The organism is Rhodanobacter sp. C01, from assembly GCF_002001045.1.
GTDB lineage: Bacteria > Pseudomonadota > Gammaproteobacteria > Xanthomonadales > Rhodanobacteraceae > Rhodanobacter.
Map to the genome: position 1 here is coordinate 372,141 of NZ_MUNR01000014.1, position 13,673 is coordinate 385,813.

Consider the following 13,673-nt stretch of genomic DNA (forward strand, 5'->3'; position numbering starts at 1 on the left):
TCTTTGCCTGCTGCAGTGGAACAGGGTTCTTGAAGTGTCGTGGCAGAAGCGTCGCGGCTGAAGCCGCGCTTACACGGGTTGGCTGGCGATACTCAACAGGAGCGTGCGCACGGGCGCGGGCAGGCCGAGAGCACCCAGTTCGTCGAGGGTGCACCAGCGCAAATGCGGATTGTCGGCGATGCCGTGCTGCACTGTCGCGCGATCGAACAGCAACGGTTCGATGTCCAGTCGATAGTGGCTGAACACGTGGGTGAAGGGTGTAAGTGTCTGCGCGTCGTCGATCTGCGCGTGCTGCTGCGCGATGCGCCAGGCGCCGTCAGGATCGGTCGCTTCGGGCAGGCTCCACAGGCCCGACCACACGCCTTGCGGACCGCGTCTTTCCAGCAGCACGCGGCCATGCCGGTCGCGCAGGATCAGCATCACGGTGCTGCGGGTGGGGATGCGCTTGCCCGGCTTGCTGGTGGGCAGCTGCGCGGTGAGGTCATCGCGATGGGCGATGCAATCGCTGGCCAGTGGGCACGACTCGCAGCGTGGGCGCGAGCGCACGCAGACGGTGGCGCCCAGATCCATGATCGCCTGTGTGTAGTCGGCGACGCGCGTGGCCGGCGTGTGCGCTTCGGCGTGTTGCCACAGCTGCTTCTCCACTGCGGATTCGGCAGGATGACCGTGGATGCCGTGATAGCGCGCGAGCACGCGCTTGACGTTGCCATCGAGTATCGCGAAGCGCAGCCCGTATGCCTGCGCCAGGATCGCGCCGGCGGTGGAGCGGCCGATGCCGGGCAATGCATGCAGGGCATCGAAGTCACGCGGCAGTTCGCCACCATGCTGCTCGACGCAGATCTGCGCAGCGCGATGCAGGAAGCGTGCGCGGCGGTAGTAGCCGAGCCCGGACCACAGCGCCAGCACGGTGTCCTCGTCGGCAGCGGCAAGATCGCGCAGGGTGGACAGCGCGCCGACGAAGCGCTCGAAGTAGCCGGCCACGGTGGCGACCTGGGTCTGCTGCAGCATCACTTCGGACAGCCACACGCGATAGGCATCGCGAGGGTGTTGCCAGGGCAGGTCCTTGCGGCCGTGCCGGTCGAACCAGCGCAGCAGGCGGGTGGCGAAGGTTGCCGTCATGGCAGCTTGCGGACGGCTGGCTTGGCAGGCGCTGTCGGCGCGGCGGTGCTGGCTGCGGGCACGGCCACGTCGTCACCGGCCTGCAGGGTCAGTCCCTCGATGCTGATGCTGCCCGCGTCGAGCCGTGCGATTTCCGCATGGCCGTTGCCCGGCGGCAAGGTCAGCTGCGGTCCCTGTTCGTTGCCGAGCTGGCCCCACCAGTGCGCGAGTTCCAGCGGTGGCAGGCGCAGGTCGGCGTGGTTGTCGGGGCCATCCAGTTTCAGTGCGAGCAGCAGTGGACTGTCCTGGTTGGCCGGCGTCAGATGCAGCGAGATGTCGTACTGCCCGCCATCTGCATGGTCCAGCTTGCCGGCAAGGCTGGCGGCAGCGTCGGCAGCGCCGTGCCAGTGCGCGCTGCCGTTCAATGCCAGGGTCAGCGTGCTGCCCTGCGACAGATGCAGTTCGATGTTGTCCAGCTGCAGCGTGTTGCCCTCGATGCGCGGCGTGGCGGACAGGCGCAACTGCAGCGGTGTTCGCGCAGAGGTGGTGGCGGACATGCTGACGGAGAACGGTCGTCCCGAGTTCAGGCTGCCGGCTTCGAGTGCGACATCGCCGAGCAGCAACTGGTCGCCGCGCACCACGCTGCCACGACTGATGCTGATGCCGGTGTCGATGCGCGGGATATTCGGCGGCGTACCGGCTGGTCGCGCGGGCAGCGCAATCAGCCAGCCTTGCAGCGCATCGAGGTCGACGCGCGGGGAGTCGATCTCCAGCTGGGTAATTACCGGTGGGCCGCCGAGCAGGGTTTGCCATGGGAGTGCCAGCCGACCGCGTGAGGCAAGCAGGATCGGTGCGTTGTTGCCCTGTGCGTTGAGCGTGATGCCGGACAGCACCAGTGCCGGACGCGGAAACAGGGTGGGGCTGGCCGGGCTGGCCAGGTTCAACTCGAGCCCGACGTCGCGTGCCTGGGTCTGCAGCATCGCGGTGAAGCGTTCCGGCTGCAGCAGCAGGTAGACGGCGGTGACCACGGCGAGCGCGGCGGCCAGCGCAAGGCCACCAAACACCAGCAGGATCAGCCGCAGCCGGCGTGACATCGGTTCAGCCCCGCGCTTCAGTCATGGCCATGCCCAACACCGAGGCTGGCGGGCAGCAGGCCGTCGACAAACGCCTCGGCCTCGAACACGCGCAGGTCGGTGGCGGTTTCGCCGAGGCCGACGAAACGGATCGGCAAGCCGAACTCGCGTGCCAGCGCAAACACCACGCCACCCTTGGCGGTACCGTCGAGCTTGGTGACGACCAGGCCGGTGACGCCGACGATCTGGCGGAACTGGCGCACCTGATTGACCGCGTTCTGTCCGGTGGTGCCGTCGATCACCATCAGCACCTCATGCGGTGCGTCGGCATCGAGCTTCTTCAGCACGCGGGCGATCTTGCCCAGCTCGTCCATCAGGCCGCCCTGGGTATGCAGGCGGCCGGCGGTGTCGGCGATCAGGACGTCGATGCCGCGCGAACGGGCCGCCTGCAGCGCATCGAAGATCACGCTGGCGGCATCGGCGTCCTGGCCCTGCGAGATCACCGGCACCTGGTTGCGTTCGCCCCAGGTCTTGAGTTGCTCGACCGCGGCAGCGCGGAAGGTGTCGCCGGCGGCCAGCATCACCGCATAGCGTTCGTCGCGCCACCTGCGCGCCAGCTTGCCGATGGTGGTGGTCTTGCCGGCGCCGTTGATGCCGACCGTGAGCACCACGAACGGGTGGTGGCCGCGAACGTCCAGTGGCTGCTCGACCGGTTTCAGCAGGGCGACCAGCGCCTCACGCAACGCGGCCAGCAATGCCGGGGCGTCGGCGAATTCACGCTTGTGCATGCGCTTGCGCAGGCTTTCGACCAGCTCGGTGCTGGCCTCGATGCCGACATCGGCGGTGATCAGGGTGGTTTCCAGCTCGTCCAGCAGATCGTCGTCGAGCCTCGGATGGCGCACGAACAGCGAGCTGAGGCCGCGCGCGAAGGCATTGCCGGACAGGCGCTCGCGCCAGCTTCGTTTGGGAGGTGCCTCGGCGGCTGGCGCGGGTTCGTCGGCGGGCGCCACGAATCGTTCGGAATCGGGCCGGATTTCGGCGGGTGCGGGGATTTCCACCAATGCCTCGTGCAACAGCGGATCACTACTTTCCGGCGCAGCGGTGTCGGCAGGCACCTTGGCGGCCGGTGGCTCCGCAGTCGTCTCGGCGGGTTTCTTCTTCCAGAACTTGAGCATTGCGGCCGTGATTCAAAGACAATGGGCGGCATGCTAACACTCCCATCCGTACTGGCCGCTGAGGGCCCGGTGTCTTGAGCCGCGGGCGCAATGCCGCGCCGGGGCGGGTCCGCGTCATCGGCGGCAGCCTGCGCAATTCGCGGCTCGACGTGCCGGATCTGCCGGGCCTGCGGCCCACCGCCGAGCGGGTGCGCGAGACCCTGTTCAACTGGCTGGCGCCGGTGGTGGAAGGTACGCGTTGCCTCGACCTGTGTGCCGGTACCGGCGCGCTGGGCGTCGAGGCACTCTCCCGTGGCGCGGCCAGCGTGCAGTTCGTCGAGCGCGATGCACAAGCGGCGCAGGCATTGCGCGACAACCTGGGACGGCTCAAGGTCGGCGCCGGCAAGGTGACTGCCGTAGAGGCAGGGGCGTTCCTGCAGGGAGCGCCGCAGCCGTACGACCTGGTGTTCCTGGACCCGCCATTCGCGCTGGGCTTGTGGGCTGCCCTGGGGCAGCGGCTGGAGGCGGGCGGCTGGCTGGCGGCACGGGCGTGGATCTATGTGGAATCGCCGCGCCACGGTGTACCGGGACTGCCGCCGAACTGGCAGCTGCATCGCGAAGGTCATGCCGGCGAGGTGCGTTTTGCGCTCTATCGGCGTGCGCTTCCGTTAAGCTAGGGTCAATTCAGCTGCCGCTTCCGTCTCGTGAGCAAACCATTGGGCAACCCGCGCCTGGCCATCTATCCGGGCACCTTCGATCCGATCACCAACGGTCATACCGATCTGGTGACGCGTGCCGCGCCATTGTTCGAGCGAGTGATCGTGGCGGTGGCGGACAGCTCCAGCAAGGGGCCGGGCTTCAGCATCAGCGAGCGCATCACCCTGGCCCGGCTGGCGCTGGCCGACCTGCCGAACGTGGAGGTGCGCGGCTTCGACTGCCTGCTGGCCACCTTCATCGAGGAGGTAGGTGCCGGGGTGATCATCCGCGGCCTGCGCGCGGTGTCGGATTTCGAATACGAATTCCAGCTGGCCAGCATGAACCGGCATCTGATTCCGCAAGCGGAAACACTGTTCCTGACGCCGGCCGAACAATACAGTTTCATTTCCTCGTCGCTGGTGCGCGAGATCGGTCGCCTGGGCGGCGATATCTCCGGTTTCGTGCATCCCGCGGTACAACAGGCCATGCGTCAGCGCTGGCAGAAAAGCCGCACCGGCTTCAACAAGCAACCCGAAACAGAAGGTGATAACCATGCGTAAATTCGCTCTCATTGCCGCCATCGCGCTGACCGCCAGCCTGGGCCTGAGCGCCTGCAACAAGCAGGATGATCAGCAGGATGCCCAGCAGCAGGTGCAGCAGGCGCCGAAGCCGACCGATCCCAGCGACTCCAAGGGGTGGAACAGCTACCTCGGCCAGATCGTGCAGAAGAACATGCAGGGCATGACGGCCAACCAGCCGTACGCCTACATGGTGACTGCGGGTACCACCGACGACGCCAAGGCGCAGAATGACCGTCAGCTGCAGAGCGTGCAGGACACCGTCGCCCGCGGCGTGCTGCCGGGCAATCTGCTGGCCTTTGGTGGCCCGGTTTCCGCCACCACTGCCGACCTGGTCGTGGCCGCCTTCAAGGATGCCAAGCCGGGTTCGTTCAAGGACGTGATCATCCTGTTCATCGGTGACAAGGCCGACGAGCAGCGCGTCACGGATGCCCTGAAGCCGACCGGCGCGACCGTCCGCTTCGTCGCCATGTAAGAGCCAAGGGGATGGCCGTGCCTGGCGCGGCCATCCTTCCCGGCTGCTCTCCTGCGGAGAGGGGCAGGGTTGGGCGTTCCGCCCGTGGCATTGCCGCATCGGGATGCCTGCCTGTTCGTGTGTCACGGGCCATATGCGCCCGACCTGTAATATCGACTGCCATGTCCTTGAAAATCCTCGACACCTGCGTCAATTGCGATGTCTGCGAACCGGTTTGCCCGAACAAGGCGATCTCGCTGGGCGAGGAGTTCTACGTGATCGACCCGGCACTGTGCACCGAGTGCATCGGACATCATGACGAACCGCAATGCATCGAGGTGTGCCCGGTCGAATGCATCATCGTCGACCCCGCACACGTCGAGTCGCACGAGCAGCTCGATCTCAAATACCGTCACCTGATGGCCAAGGAGTCTGTAGCATGAGTGTTTCCCTGCATGGACGAGTACTGGTTCTGAGCCTGTTGCTTACTGGCACCGCAGCGTTCGCGGCTGATGGCTCGCCGAAAACCGCTACGGGCAATGCCGCGCAGGTGCAGTCGGCACAGTTGCAGCAACGTCCGGGTCATGCGGCGATTGCCAGTGCGAATTATCTCGCCACCAACGCCGGTCTCGAAGTGCTGGCCAAGGGTGGCAATGCGTTCGATGCAGCGGTTGCGGTTGCGTCCACACTGTCGGTGGTGGAGCCGGAAAGCTCCGGCATCGGCGGCGGCTTCATGGCCGTGCTGCATCGGGCGAAGGATGACCACGATGTGTTCATCGACGCGCGCGAGACCGCGCCGGCCGCGGTAAACCCCAGGGACTACCTCAACCCCGATGGCAGCCCGAACCGCGACACGGCCCTCAAGGGGCCGCTTTCCGCCGGCATCCCGGGCGAACCGGCTGGCCTGGTGTTGATCGCGAAACGTTACGGCAGGCTTCCCTTGCAGCAGTCGCTGGCCCCGGCAATCCGCACCGCCCGCGATGGTTTCCAGCCGGATGCGCGCCTGCGTCACTCGATCGCCGAAGAACAGCAGAACATCCAGCGCTGGCCGGCCTCGGTCGCCAAGTATTTGCCGGATGGCAAACCGCCCGCCGACGGTGCGATTTGGCGCGATCCGGATCAGGCGCGCACCTGGGAGCTGATTGCTGCGCATGGCGATGACGGCTTCTATCGTGGCGAGACTGCGCAGAAGCTGGTTGCTGCTGTGCGTGCGGCCGGTGGCAACTGGACGCTGGCCGATCTGGCCGGCTACCAGGCGAAGGAGCGCACGCCGATCGTGGTGAATTATCGAGGTTATCGCATCGTCACTGCGCCACCACCGTCGTCCGGTGGCGTAGCGATTGCCGAGATCCTCAACATCCTGTCCGGCTTCGATCTGTCGAAGATGGACCAGGCACAGCGCGTGCATTACATCGTCGAAGCGATGCGCCGCGCATTCCGCGACCACAACGACTATCTGGGCGATCCGGATTTCGTGAAGATGCCGCTGGACATGCTGCTGTCGCCGTACTACGCCGACGGCCTGCGCCAGAGCATCCTGCCCGACCGGGCCACGCCGTCATCGATGCTGCCGCGAGCCGAGGCGCCCGAGCCGGGCATGCACACCACGCATTTCTCGATTATCGATGCCGATGGCAACATGGCGGCGATCACCTCGACGGTGAACTACGTGATGGGTTCCACCTTCGTCGCGGCAGGCACTGGCGTACTGCTGAACGACGAGATGGATGATTTCGCACTGGTGCCGAACAAGCCGAACGTCTACGGCCTGCTCGGCAGCGCGGCAAACGCGCCGGCGCCAGGCAAGCGCATGCTGTCGTCGATGTCGCCGAGCATCGTGATCGGCGCCGACCGCACCGCGGTGATCGGTTCGCCCGGTGGTTCGACCATCATCACCCAGGTGCTGGAGGGCATCCTGCATTTCATCGATGGCGAAAGCGCACAGCAGATCGCCGCGCATAAACGATTCCATCATCAGTACATGCCCGATGAGGTGATGGTCGAGGACGGCACATTCGACCCGGCCACCAGCGACGCACTGACAAAGATGGGCTACGCGCTGAAGCAACGCGAATCGTGGGGTTTCATGAATGTGGTCACCTGGGATCGCAAGACCAACCAGCTCGACGCAGCCAGCGACCCGCGCCGCCCTTCGGGCCTGGGCAAGGTGCAGTAGGGTCGGGTGATGGAGCTGTTCTCGATCCAGGGCAACTCTCAGCAGCTCGATGGCGGCGCCATGTTTGGCAACGCTCCAAAAGCGCTGTGGTCGCGCTGGATCAAACCGGATGCCGAGAACCGGATTCCGCTGGCCTGTCGCTGCCTGCTGGTGAAGGATCTGGACGGGCGGAACGTGCTGTTCGAGACCGGCATCGGCGCGTTTTTCGAGCCTGCGTTGCGCGAGCGTTACGGTGTGGTCGAGCCGCAGCATGTGCTGCTTGATTCGCTGGTCGCAGTCGGCCTGAGCCATGAAGACATCGACGTGGTGGTGCTGTCGCACCTGCATTTCGACCATGCCGGTGGTCTGCTGGCGGCGTGGGAACAAGGCCAGCCGCCGCGGCTGCTGTTTCCACGCGCACGTTTTGTGGTGGGTGCCGAGCATTGGCGGCGTGCGCTCAAGCCGCATCCGCGCGACCGCGCCTCATTCATTCCCGAACTGCAGCCGCTGCTGCAGGCCAGCGGACGGCTGGAGCTGGTCGAGGGCGAATATTCGCAGACGCTGGGCAACGCGGTGCGTTTCAGCTTTTCAGACGGCCATACGCCGGGCCTGATGCTGGCCGAGGTTGCTGGTGTGGTGTTCTGTGCGGATCTCATTCCGGGCCGATTCTGGGTGCATCTGCCGATCACCATGGGCTACGACCGTTTCCCGGAGAAACTGATCGACGAGAAACAGGTGTTCCTGGACGACAAGCTGGCGCGTGAGGTGCAGTTGTTCTTCACGCACGATCATGATTGTGCGCTGGCGCGGGTGATACGTGATGAGCGTGGGCGTTTCGGGACAGCCGACGAATTGCGCGAGCTGCGTGGCGTGCAGCCGTTCATGACGGAGGCGGCCGCATGAAGAAGATGGTTGGTGCCATGTCGTTGCGTGGCATGGCGTGCAATGTCGCCGGAGCCTTGCTGATGCTTGCCGGTATCGGACTGATCGCGATGACGATACGTGGCCAGCTCAACTATCAGGCGGCGGTCGACCGGCATGGCGGCGAAGTGACCAGTCTGGCCGATGATGCGGGCCCGCAGGCAGGCCAGCACGGTGCCATGGTGCGACTGGTCGGGACGCCGCGGGTGGTGGAGGCACCGCTCGATCCGGATTTCAATCTGCAGGTCAGCACGCCGGTGCTGGTGCGCCACGTCGAAATGTTCCAGTGGCGCGAGATACGCATCGGCGACAGCGTGCACTACGAACTCGACTGGGTGGATCGGCCACTCAATGCCAGTCACTTCAAGGAGCCGGCCGGGCACGCCAATCCAACCAGTTTTCCGCTCAGCGGCAAGCAGTTCGATGCCGGCCTGGTGCGGCTGAGTGGATTCAGGCTGTCGCCGCAACTGCTGCACGCGTTGCCCGGCTCGGAGCAGGTTGCACCGGATCCGAAAGTGCTGCCGGAAAACCTCGCCGCGAGTTTCACGCCGTACCAGGATTACTTGGTGACCAGTGCACATCCGGGCGACCCGCGGCTGGGCGACCTGCGGGTGAGCTGGAACGCCGTGCCGTTGCAGGAAATGACGATCGTCGCGCGCGTGGATGGTGACCGGCTCGTCGAGGCAGCCGATGCCGCCGACGGCAAGGGCTATGACGTGGAGGTGGGCAACGTGCCCCTGCTCGACGTGTTTCCCGATCTGCCGGTGCCACCGGCGTACGTCATGGGCAGCTGGATTCTGGCCATGCTGCTGGCCGTGCTGGGTGCTTTCCTGCTGCTGGTGACGCATCGCCATCGGGGCGATGTACTGCTGGCGCTGGCGCTGGGCGCACTGGCCGTGGGCACGGTGGCCAGCGTGCTGTGGCTGGGACGCGATGCGCTCATGCTGTGCGTGTGGCTGGCGGTCACGCTTTGCGGCTTTGCTGTTGCAGTCTGGCGCGTGCAACGCCATCACTCGTTGCCGGACCAGTGATTATCCACAAGCGTCCGATTGACTAGCACTCGCAGCGGTTCACTGTCTGCCGGCGTGCTCGATGAACCACAGTCCGGCAAACAGTTTCGGGTCGATCGAATAGCCTTCGGCGGCGCGGGCGAACAGCCACGCGCCGGCCTCCAGGCGCGGCACTTCGTGCACCACGATGTTTTCCGTTTCGTCACCGCCGCCCGGGCCAACTTTCTGCAGATCCCAGGCACGCACGAACGCGATCATCTCGGTGCTCATGCCGGAGGATGATGGCCCGCGGTGGATGAAGTCGACGCGCTGGCAGCGATAACCGGTTTCCTCCTCCAGTTCGCGCTGTGCGGCCACCAGAGCACTTTCGTCGGCCTGATCGGCCATGTCGCCGACCAGGCCGGCCGGCATCTCGATGGTGTTCTGCAGGATCGACACGCGATATTGCTCGACGAACAGCACCTTGTCGTCCGGCGTCACCGCCAGGATGATCACCGCACCGCCGGGATTGTTGCGTTCGGCGTATTCCCAGCGGCCGCGTTTGCGCAGGCTCAGCCAGCGGCCTTCGCACAGGGTTTCCACCGGGGCATCGGCGTCGACGGGAATGCGGCTTGCGTGATCGTTCATGTGTGGCCATGGCTCCGAGGGCAGCCCACATGGTGACGTGCCCGGTCGATGACGACAACCGGTGGGGCACGCTCAGCGCAGCAGCGCGCGCAGCCTGCTGCGGGTGAAGGCGCCGAAGCGCAATTGCTCGCACAGCGCGTCGAGCGTTCCGGGTTCGCTGCGCCGGCGCAGCAGCATGTCGGTGGCACTGGCGCCCGGTGCATCCAGTGCGATGCGGGTGAGCCTGCGGTAAAGCCGCGCCTGTTCGGCGTGTTCGCGCAATTTCGCAGCGCAGGTAGCGGCACCGCGCAGGCGCAGGAAGGGCACTTCGTCGATGCGGTCGAGCAGGTTGTCCAGGCTGCCGAAGTGGCTGAGCAGGGCGGCAGCGGTCTTGGCGCCGACGCCCGGCACGCCAGGGATGTTGTCCACTGCATCGCCGCACAGGGCGAGATAGTCGGCCACCTGCTGCGGATGCACGCCGAGCTTCTCGTGCACGCCGGCGGGGCCCCAGCGCTGGCTGCGGGCGTAGTCCCATTGTTCGTCGTGTTCGCCCAGCAACTGGCCGAAGTCCTTGTCGGCGGAGACGATCACGCTGCGCCAGCCCTGCGCGCGCAAATGCCACACCGTGCTGCCGATCAGGTCGTCCGCCTCGAAACTGTGGTCGATCATCACGTGGATGCCGAGTGCCTCGGTGACGGCGCGGCATTGCACGAACTGTCGTTCGAGGTCCGGTGGCGGCAGTTCGCGATTGGCCTTGTAGGGCGGGTAGATCGCGTTGCGGAACGAACTGGTCAGCGAGGCATCGAACGCCACCGCGATGTGCTCGGGTTGCGTGCGCTCCAGCAATTCGCACAGGAAGCGGGTGTAGCCGTGCACCGCGTTGACCGGATGGCCGTCCGCATCGAAGAACTCGTCCGGCATCGAATGCCAGGCGCGGAACACATACAGGCTTCCGTCGATCAGATGGACGGCTGGAAGTCCGCTTGCCGGTGTGTTCACGGCGTCCACGTGCCGAGCAGATCGGCCAGCACCGGGCGGTCACGGTCAGGCACTTCGAGCTGTGGCGTGCCCAGGTGGATGAAGCCGATTACGTGCTCGTCTTCCGCCAGACCGAGGATTGTCGCCACTTCGCGGTCGTAGGCAGCCCAGCCGGTCAGCCATTGCGCACCGTAGCCGAGTGCGTACGCACCGAGCAGGATGTTGTAGGCGACGTTGCCGGCGCACAGCTTCTGCTCGATCTCCGGCACCTTGCTGTCGGCGTGCAGGCAGGCGACTACCACCATCACCAGCGGGGCGAAGGTATAGCGCAGGCGCTCCTTCTCCAGCTTGGCCTCGGACATGTCGGGGCTGTTGCGGATCGCGATGGCAGTCAGTCGCTCGCCGAAGCGAAGTTTCGCCTCTTCTTGCAAGCGGATCAGCCGAAACGGCACCAGCTTGCCATGGTCGGGCACGCGGATCGCTGCCTCCAGCAAGGCGTGCAGGGTCGCCTCGTCCGGTGCCGGTTCGCCGAGCTGGCGCGAGGGCACGGAATGGCGTTGCTGGAGCAGGGATAACGAGCCGGACATGGAGAAAACCGAATGGGTGGAGTGGCCCATGCTAGCCGGCAAGCGAATGTTGTGCGATGAGCTCGGAAGCACCGTCACCTCCGGTTTCGCATACAGGCGGGACTTTGGCATGCCACAAATCAGGCGTACGATATGCGCATCCGGGGGCTTCCCATGATGCGATTGCTGATCTGCGTGGCCGCATTCAGCCTGCTGGCTTTTGCACAGCCAGAAGCCGCGTATGCCGATGCCGAACCCATTCCGGTGAGCCTGCGTGTGGCTGCGCTGCCGGAGGGGGTTGACCCTGCCGCAGCTACGGTGACGGCGGGTGCATGGGATACCGCCTTTCAGCCCGTCAAGAGCGATGTGCTGGTATTCGACAAGGGAGTTGCACGCTGGTATCGCCTGCAGCTCCTGGCAGACTGGCACGAGCACAGCCCGCCATTGCTGGTGATACAGAACGCACGCTTTCAGCCGGTGACACTGTTCGTTGCGCCGGAGTTCCGGCCAATGGTCGAATACCACGCGCAGAGCGGCCGCGATCCGCGTTTCTCGCGTCGCGCCCTGGTTTTCGAGCTGCCCCAGAATCTCGGTGCTGCCCAGAGTGCCTATCTCCGTGTATCCGCTTCGAGCAAGCGCATGCCGTTCAGCGCGAAAGTCTATCCAGAGGAGGGCTATCAGGCCGCCGATATCCGCTGGGCGCGGTTGATGACATTCTTCGAGGCCGTGCAACTCACCATGATCCTGGTCGGGCTGACACTCTGGCTTGCCTTGCGCGAGAAGCTGTACGGATTTTTTGTCGGTTACCTGACACCGCAGTTTTTCTATCTGCTGGTGTCTACCGGCGACCTTTATTTATTGCCGGGCGGCCGGTGGCTGGAACCATTGGGCATCCGTGTGCTGTGGTTTGTGGCGGCCCTGAGTACGCCATTCGCGCTGTCGTTTCTCATCGAGTTCTGCGATATGCGTCGCATCGCGCCGCATTTTGCGCGCGTGCTGTCCTGGTTGCGGGCGCCGTGGGTAGTGTTGACGCTGACCTCGCTGCTGCCGATGAGCTTTCACGATGGGAACAGCCTGCAGCCGGATATCGGCAATATGCTGTTCCTGATCTGCGGGGCGGTTGCGATTCTCGCGGTGGTCGTGGCATGGCGTCGCGGTAGCGTGGCGGCCGGCATCTTTTTGCTCGCATGGAGCCCGCAATCGGTATTCACCGCACTGCGTGCCGCGCAATTGCTGTTGGCGACCCCGCTGCCCGGCTGGCTTGAATTTACCCTGCCGGCGTCGCTGTCGTTGTCCAGTCTGGTACTGACACTCGGACTGGGAGTGTCCACGCTGCAAATACGCCGTGAGCGCGATCATGCACGCGACGAAGCACAGCACGATGCGCTGACCGGGCTGCACAATCGCCGGGCCTTGATGGTGCGCATGGCCGAGGCGCTGGCCGCAGCGCGGCAGGCGCGGCAATCGCTGTCGTTGATCTTTCTCGATCTCGATCACTTCAAGGTGGTCAATGATCATCACGGGCATCTTGTCGGCGACGCCTGCCTGCGAATCGTGGCCGAACGCATTCAGTACGAGCTGCGGCCGGGCGACATTCTGGCGCGCTGGGGCGGCGAGGAGTTCGTGGTGTTGCTGCTCCATACCGGGCGGCAGGAAGCAGAAGCCATCGGCGAACGCATACGCCGCCGTGTCGAGTCCGATCCGTTCCAGGCTGGTGGCGAGACAGTCAGGTTGACCGTCAGTCTGGGCGTCTCCGGTTTCGCGGGCGCAGGGCAGGATTCGCCCGAACAGTTGATCGAGCAGGCTGACGCCGCGCTGTACCGCGCCAAGTCAGATGGACGCAACTGCGTTGCGGTCTATCCGGCGTTCGGTGCGGCCGCCTGAATCGGCCACACTCAAGATCACGCGGTAAGCGGCAGCTTGAAAGAACCAGGCAGTAGTGCTCCCACGGTGGTTTCCTGGGTGTTCCCGTGCAGGTTGGCGAGAAGCACCGGCATGGTGTCGTTGCATAGCTCGGCCATCACCTGGCGGCAGGCGCCGCAGGGGCTGACCGGGTCGTCGGTATCGGCGATCACCGCCAGTGCGACGAAATCGCCGGGTCGGCAGCCGGCGGCGACTGCGCCAAACAGGGCGGTACGTTCGGCGCAGTTGCACAAACCGTAAGCTGCGTTCTCCACGTTGCAGCCGTTGAACCGGCGACCGTCCCGAGTCAGCAGGGCGGCACCGACCTGGAAGTGCGAATACGGTGCATACGCGTGTTCGCGCGCACTGCGCGCGAGTGCCAGCAAGTCGTCGAACGCCATGCCATCGATAGTATGGGGTGATACGGACATCGGGATCTCCAGCAATGACCCCGGACGGCATGAGCCGCGTGAGCCGGCGGG

Annotated in this window: 15 protein-coding genes; 8 read left to right on the forward strand and 7 right to left on the reverse strand. The window is 65.2% G+C overall.

Annotation, left to right across the window (positions count from 1 at the left end; translation table 11 throughout):
• Positions 1-69 precede the first annotated feature (69 nt).
• Genes mutY through ftsY form a run of 3 tightly spaced genes read right to left on the reverse strand, consistent with a single transcriptional unit; the run spans position 70 to position 3,346 of the window.
• The gene (mutY, locus tag B0E50_RS15765; protein WP_077442286.1) at positions 70-1,119 is read right to left on the reverse strand and encodes an A/G-specific adenine glycosylase; all 1,050 of its coding nucleotides are present in this window, start codon (positions 1,117-1,119) and stop codon (positions 70-72) included.
• Positions 1,116-2,192, reverse strand: a complete 1,077-nt coding sequence (locus B0E50_RS15770) for an AsmA family protein (protein ID WP_077442287.1) — start codon at positions 2,190-2,192, stop codon at positions 1,116-1,118. The genes mutY and B0E50_RS15770 overlap by 4 nt, the downstream gene beginning before the upstream one ends.
• 17 nt (positions 2,193-2,209) lie before the next feature.
• Complete coding sequence (gene ftsY, locus B0E50_RS15775; RefSeq protein ID WP_077442288.1) at positions 2,210-3,346, reverse strand: signal recognition particle-docking protein FtsY; 1,137 nt, start codon at positions 3,344-3,346, stop codon at positions 2,210-2,212.
• A 74-nt stretch (positions 3,347-3,420) separates the two neighbouring features.
• On the opposite strand from ftsY, the gene rsmD reads away from it, so the two are divergent.
• From rsmD to B0E50_RS15810, 7 genes are all read left to right on the forward strand, one after another.
• Positions 3,421-4,002: a 16S rRNA (guanine(966)-N(2))-methyltransferase RsmD gene (gene rsmD, locus B0E50_RS15780; RefSeq protein ID WP_077442289.1), complete on the forward strand. Its 582-nt coding sequence runs from the start codon at positions 3,421-3,423 to the stop codon at positions 4,000-4,002.
• Between the two features lie 39 nt (positions 4,003-4,041).
• Positions 4,042-4,581 carry a pantetheine-phosphate adenylyltransferase gene (gene coaD, locus B0E50_RS15785; RefSeq protein ID WP_077442290.1) on the forward strand — a complete coding sequence of 180 codons (540 nt, stop codon included), beginning with the start codon at positions 4,042-4,044 and terminating at the stop codon, positions 4,579-4,581.
• Positions 4,574-5,074 carry a hypothetical protein gene (locus B0E50_RS15790; RefSeq protein WP_077442291.1) on the forward strand — a complete coding sequence of 167 codons (501 nt, stop codon included), beginning with the start codon at positions 4,574-4,576 and terminating at the stop codon, positions 5,072-5,074. The genes coaD and B0E50_RS15790 overlap by 8 nt, the downstream gene beginning before the upstream one ends.
• 161 nt (positions 5,075-5,235) lie before the next feature.
• Entirely contained in the window at positions 5,236-5,496 is a 261-nt protein-coding gene (locus tag B0E50_RS15795) for a YfhL family 4Fe-4S dicluster ferredoxin (protein WP_077442292.1), read from the forward strand.
• A complete protein-coding gene (gene ggt / locus B0E50_RS15800; protein ID WP_077442293.1) occupies positions 5,493-7,229 on the forward strand; it encodes a gamma-glutamyltransferase in 1,737 nt (578 codons plus the stop codon). Before B0E50_RS15795 ends, ggt begins: the two co-directional genes overlap by 4 nt.
• Positions 7,230-7,238: 9 nt before the next feature.
• Positions 7,239-8,111, forward strand: a complete 873-nt coding sequence (locus B0E50_RS15805) for an MBL fold metallo-hydrolase (protein WP_077442294.1) — start codon at positions 7,239-7,241, stop codon at positions 8,109-8,111.
• On the forward strand, positions 8,108-9,160 hold the full coding sequence (locus B0E50_RS15810) for a TMEM43 family protein (protein WP_077442295.1): 1,053 nt from the start codon (positions 8,108-8,110) through the stop codon (positions 9,158-9,160). Before B0E50_RS15805 ends, B0E50_RS15810 begins: the two co-directional genes overlap by 4 nt.
• Before the next feature lie 39 nt (positions 9,161-9,199).
• On the opposite strand, the gene B0E50_RS15815 is transcribed toward B0E50_RS15810, so the two are convergent.
• From B0E50_RS15815 to B0E50_RS15825, 3 genes are all read right to left on the reverse strand, one after another.
• Entirely contained in the window at positions 9,200-9,766 is a 567-nt protein-coding gene (locus B0E50_RS15815) for an NUDIX hydrolase (protein WP_077442296.1), read from the reverse strand.
• 72 nt (positions 9,767-9,838) lie between these two features.
• Positions 9,839-10,744, reverse strand: a complete 906-nt coding sequence (locus B0E50_RS15820; RefSeq protein ID WP_077442644.1) for a 5'-3' exonuclease H3TH domain-containing protein — start codon at positions 10,742-10,744, stop codon at positions 9,839-9,841.
• Positions 10,741-11,310, reverse strand: a complete 570-nt coding sequence (locus B0E50_RS15825; protein WP_077442297.1) for a nitroreductase — start codon at positions 11,308-11,310, stop codon at positions 10,741-10,743. The genes B0E50_RS15820 and B0E50_RS15825 overlap by 4 nt, the downstream gene beginning before the upstream one ends.
• Before the next feature lie 153 nt (positions 11,311-11,463).
• On the opposite strand from B0E50_RS15825, the gene B0E50_RS15830 reads away from it, so the two are divergent.
• On the forward strand, positions 11,464-13,173 hold the full coding sequence (locus B0E50_RS15830; RefSeq protein ID WP_168170900.1) for a GGDEF domain-containing protein: 1,710 nt from the start codon (positions 11,464-11,466) through the stop codon (positions 13,171-13,173).
• Positions 13,174-13,190: 17 nt separating this feature from the next.
• Here B0E50_RS15830 and cdd read toward each other — a convergent pair whose 3' ends face one another.
• Positions 13,191-13,592: a cytidine deaminase gene (cdd, locus tag B0E50_RS15835; RefSeq protein WP_077442645.1), complete on the reverse strand. Its 402-nt coding sequence runs from the start codon at positions 13,590-13,592 to the stop codon at positions 13,191-13,193.
• Positions 13,593-13,673 lie beyond the last annotated feature (81 nt).

Excerpts from the sequence above, each read along its gene's own strand:
- mutY (WP_077442286.1), bottom strand. The coding sequence starts at position 1,119 with ATGACGGCAACCTTCGCCACCCGCCTGCTGCGCTGGTTCGACCGGCAC.
- B0E50_RS15770 (WP_077442287.1), bottom strand. The coding sequence starts at position 2,192 with ATGTCACGCCGGCTGCGGCTGATCCTGCTGGTGTTTGGTGGCCTTGCG.
- ftsY (WP_077442288.1), bottom strand. The coding sequence starts at position 3,346 with ATGCTCAAGTTCTGGAAGAAGAAACCCGCCGAGACGACTGCGGAGCCA.
- B0E50_RS15790 (WP_077442291.1), top strand. The coding sequence starts at position 4,574 with ATGCGTAAATTCGCTCTCATTGCCGCCATCGCGCTGACCGCCAGCCTG.
- B0E50_RS15795 (WP_077442292.1), top strand. The coding sequence starts at position 5,236 with ATGTCCTTGAAAATCCTCGACACCTGCGTCAATTGCGATGTCTGCGAA.
- ggt (WP_077442293.1), top strand. The coding sequence starts at position 5,493 with ATGAGTGTTTCCCTGCATGGACGAGTACTGGTTCTGAGCCTGTTGCTT.
- B0E50_RS15805 (WP_077442294.1), top strand. The coding sequence starts at position 7,239 with ATGGAGCTGTTCTCGATCCAGGGCAACTCTCAGCAGCTCGATGGCGGC.
- B0E50_RS15810 (WP_077442295.1), top strand. The coding sequence starts at position 8,108 with ATGAAGAAGATGGTTGGTGCCATGTCGTTGCGTGGCATGGCGTGCAAT.
- B0E50_RS15815 (WP_077442296.1), bottom strand. The coding sequence starts at position 9,766 with ATGAACGATCACGCAAGCCGCATTCCCGTCGACGCCGATGCCCCGGTG.
- B0E50_RS15825 (WP_077442297.1), bottom strand. The coding sequence starts at position 11,310 with ATGTCCGGCTCGTTATCCCTGCTCCAGCAACGCCATTCCGTGCCCTCG.
- B0E50_RS15830 (WP_168170900.1), top strand. The coding sequence starts at position 11,464 with ATGATGCGATTGCTGATCTGCGTGGCCGCATTCAGCCTGCTGGCTTTT.
- cdd (WP_077442645.1), bottom strand. The coding sequence starts at position 13,592 with ATGGCGTTCGACGACTTGCTGGCACTCGCGCGCAGTGCGCGCGAACAC.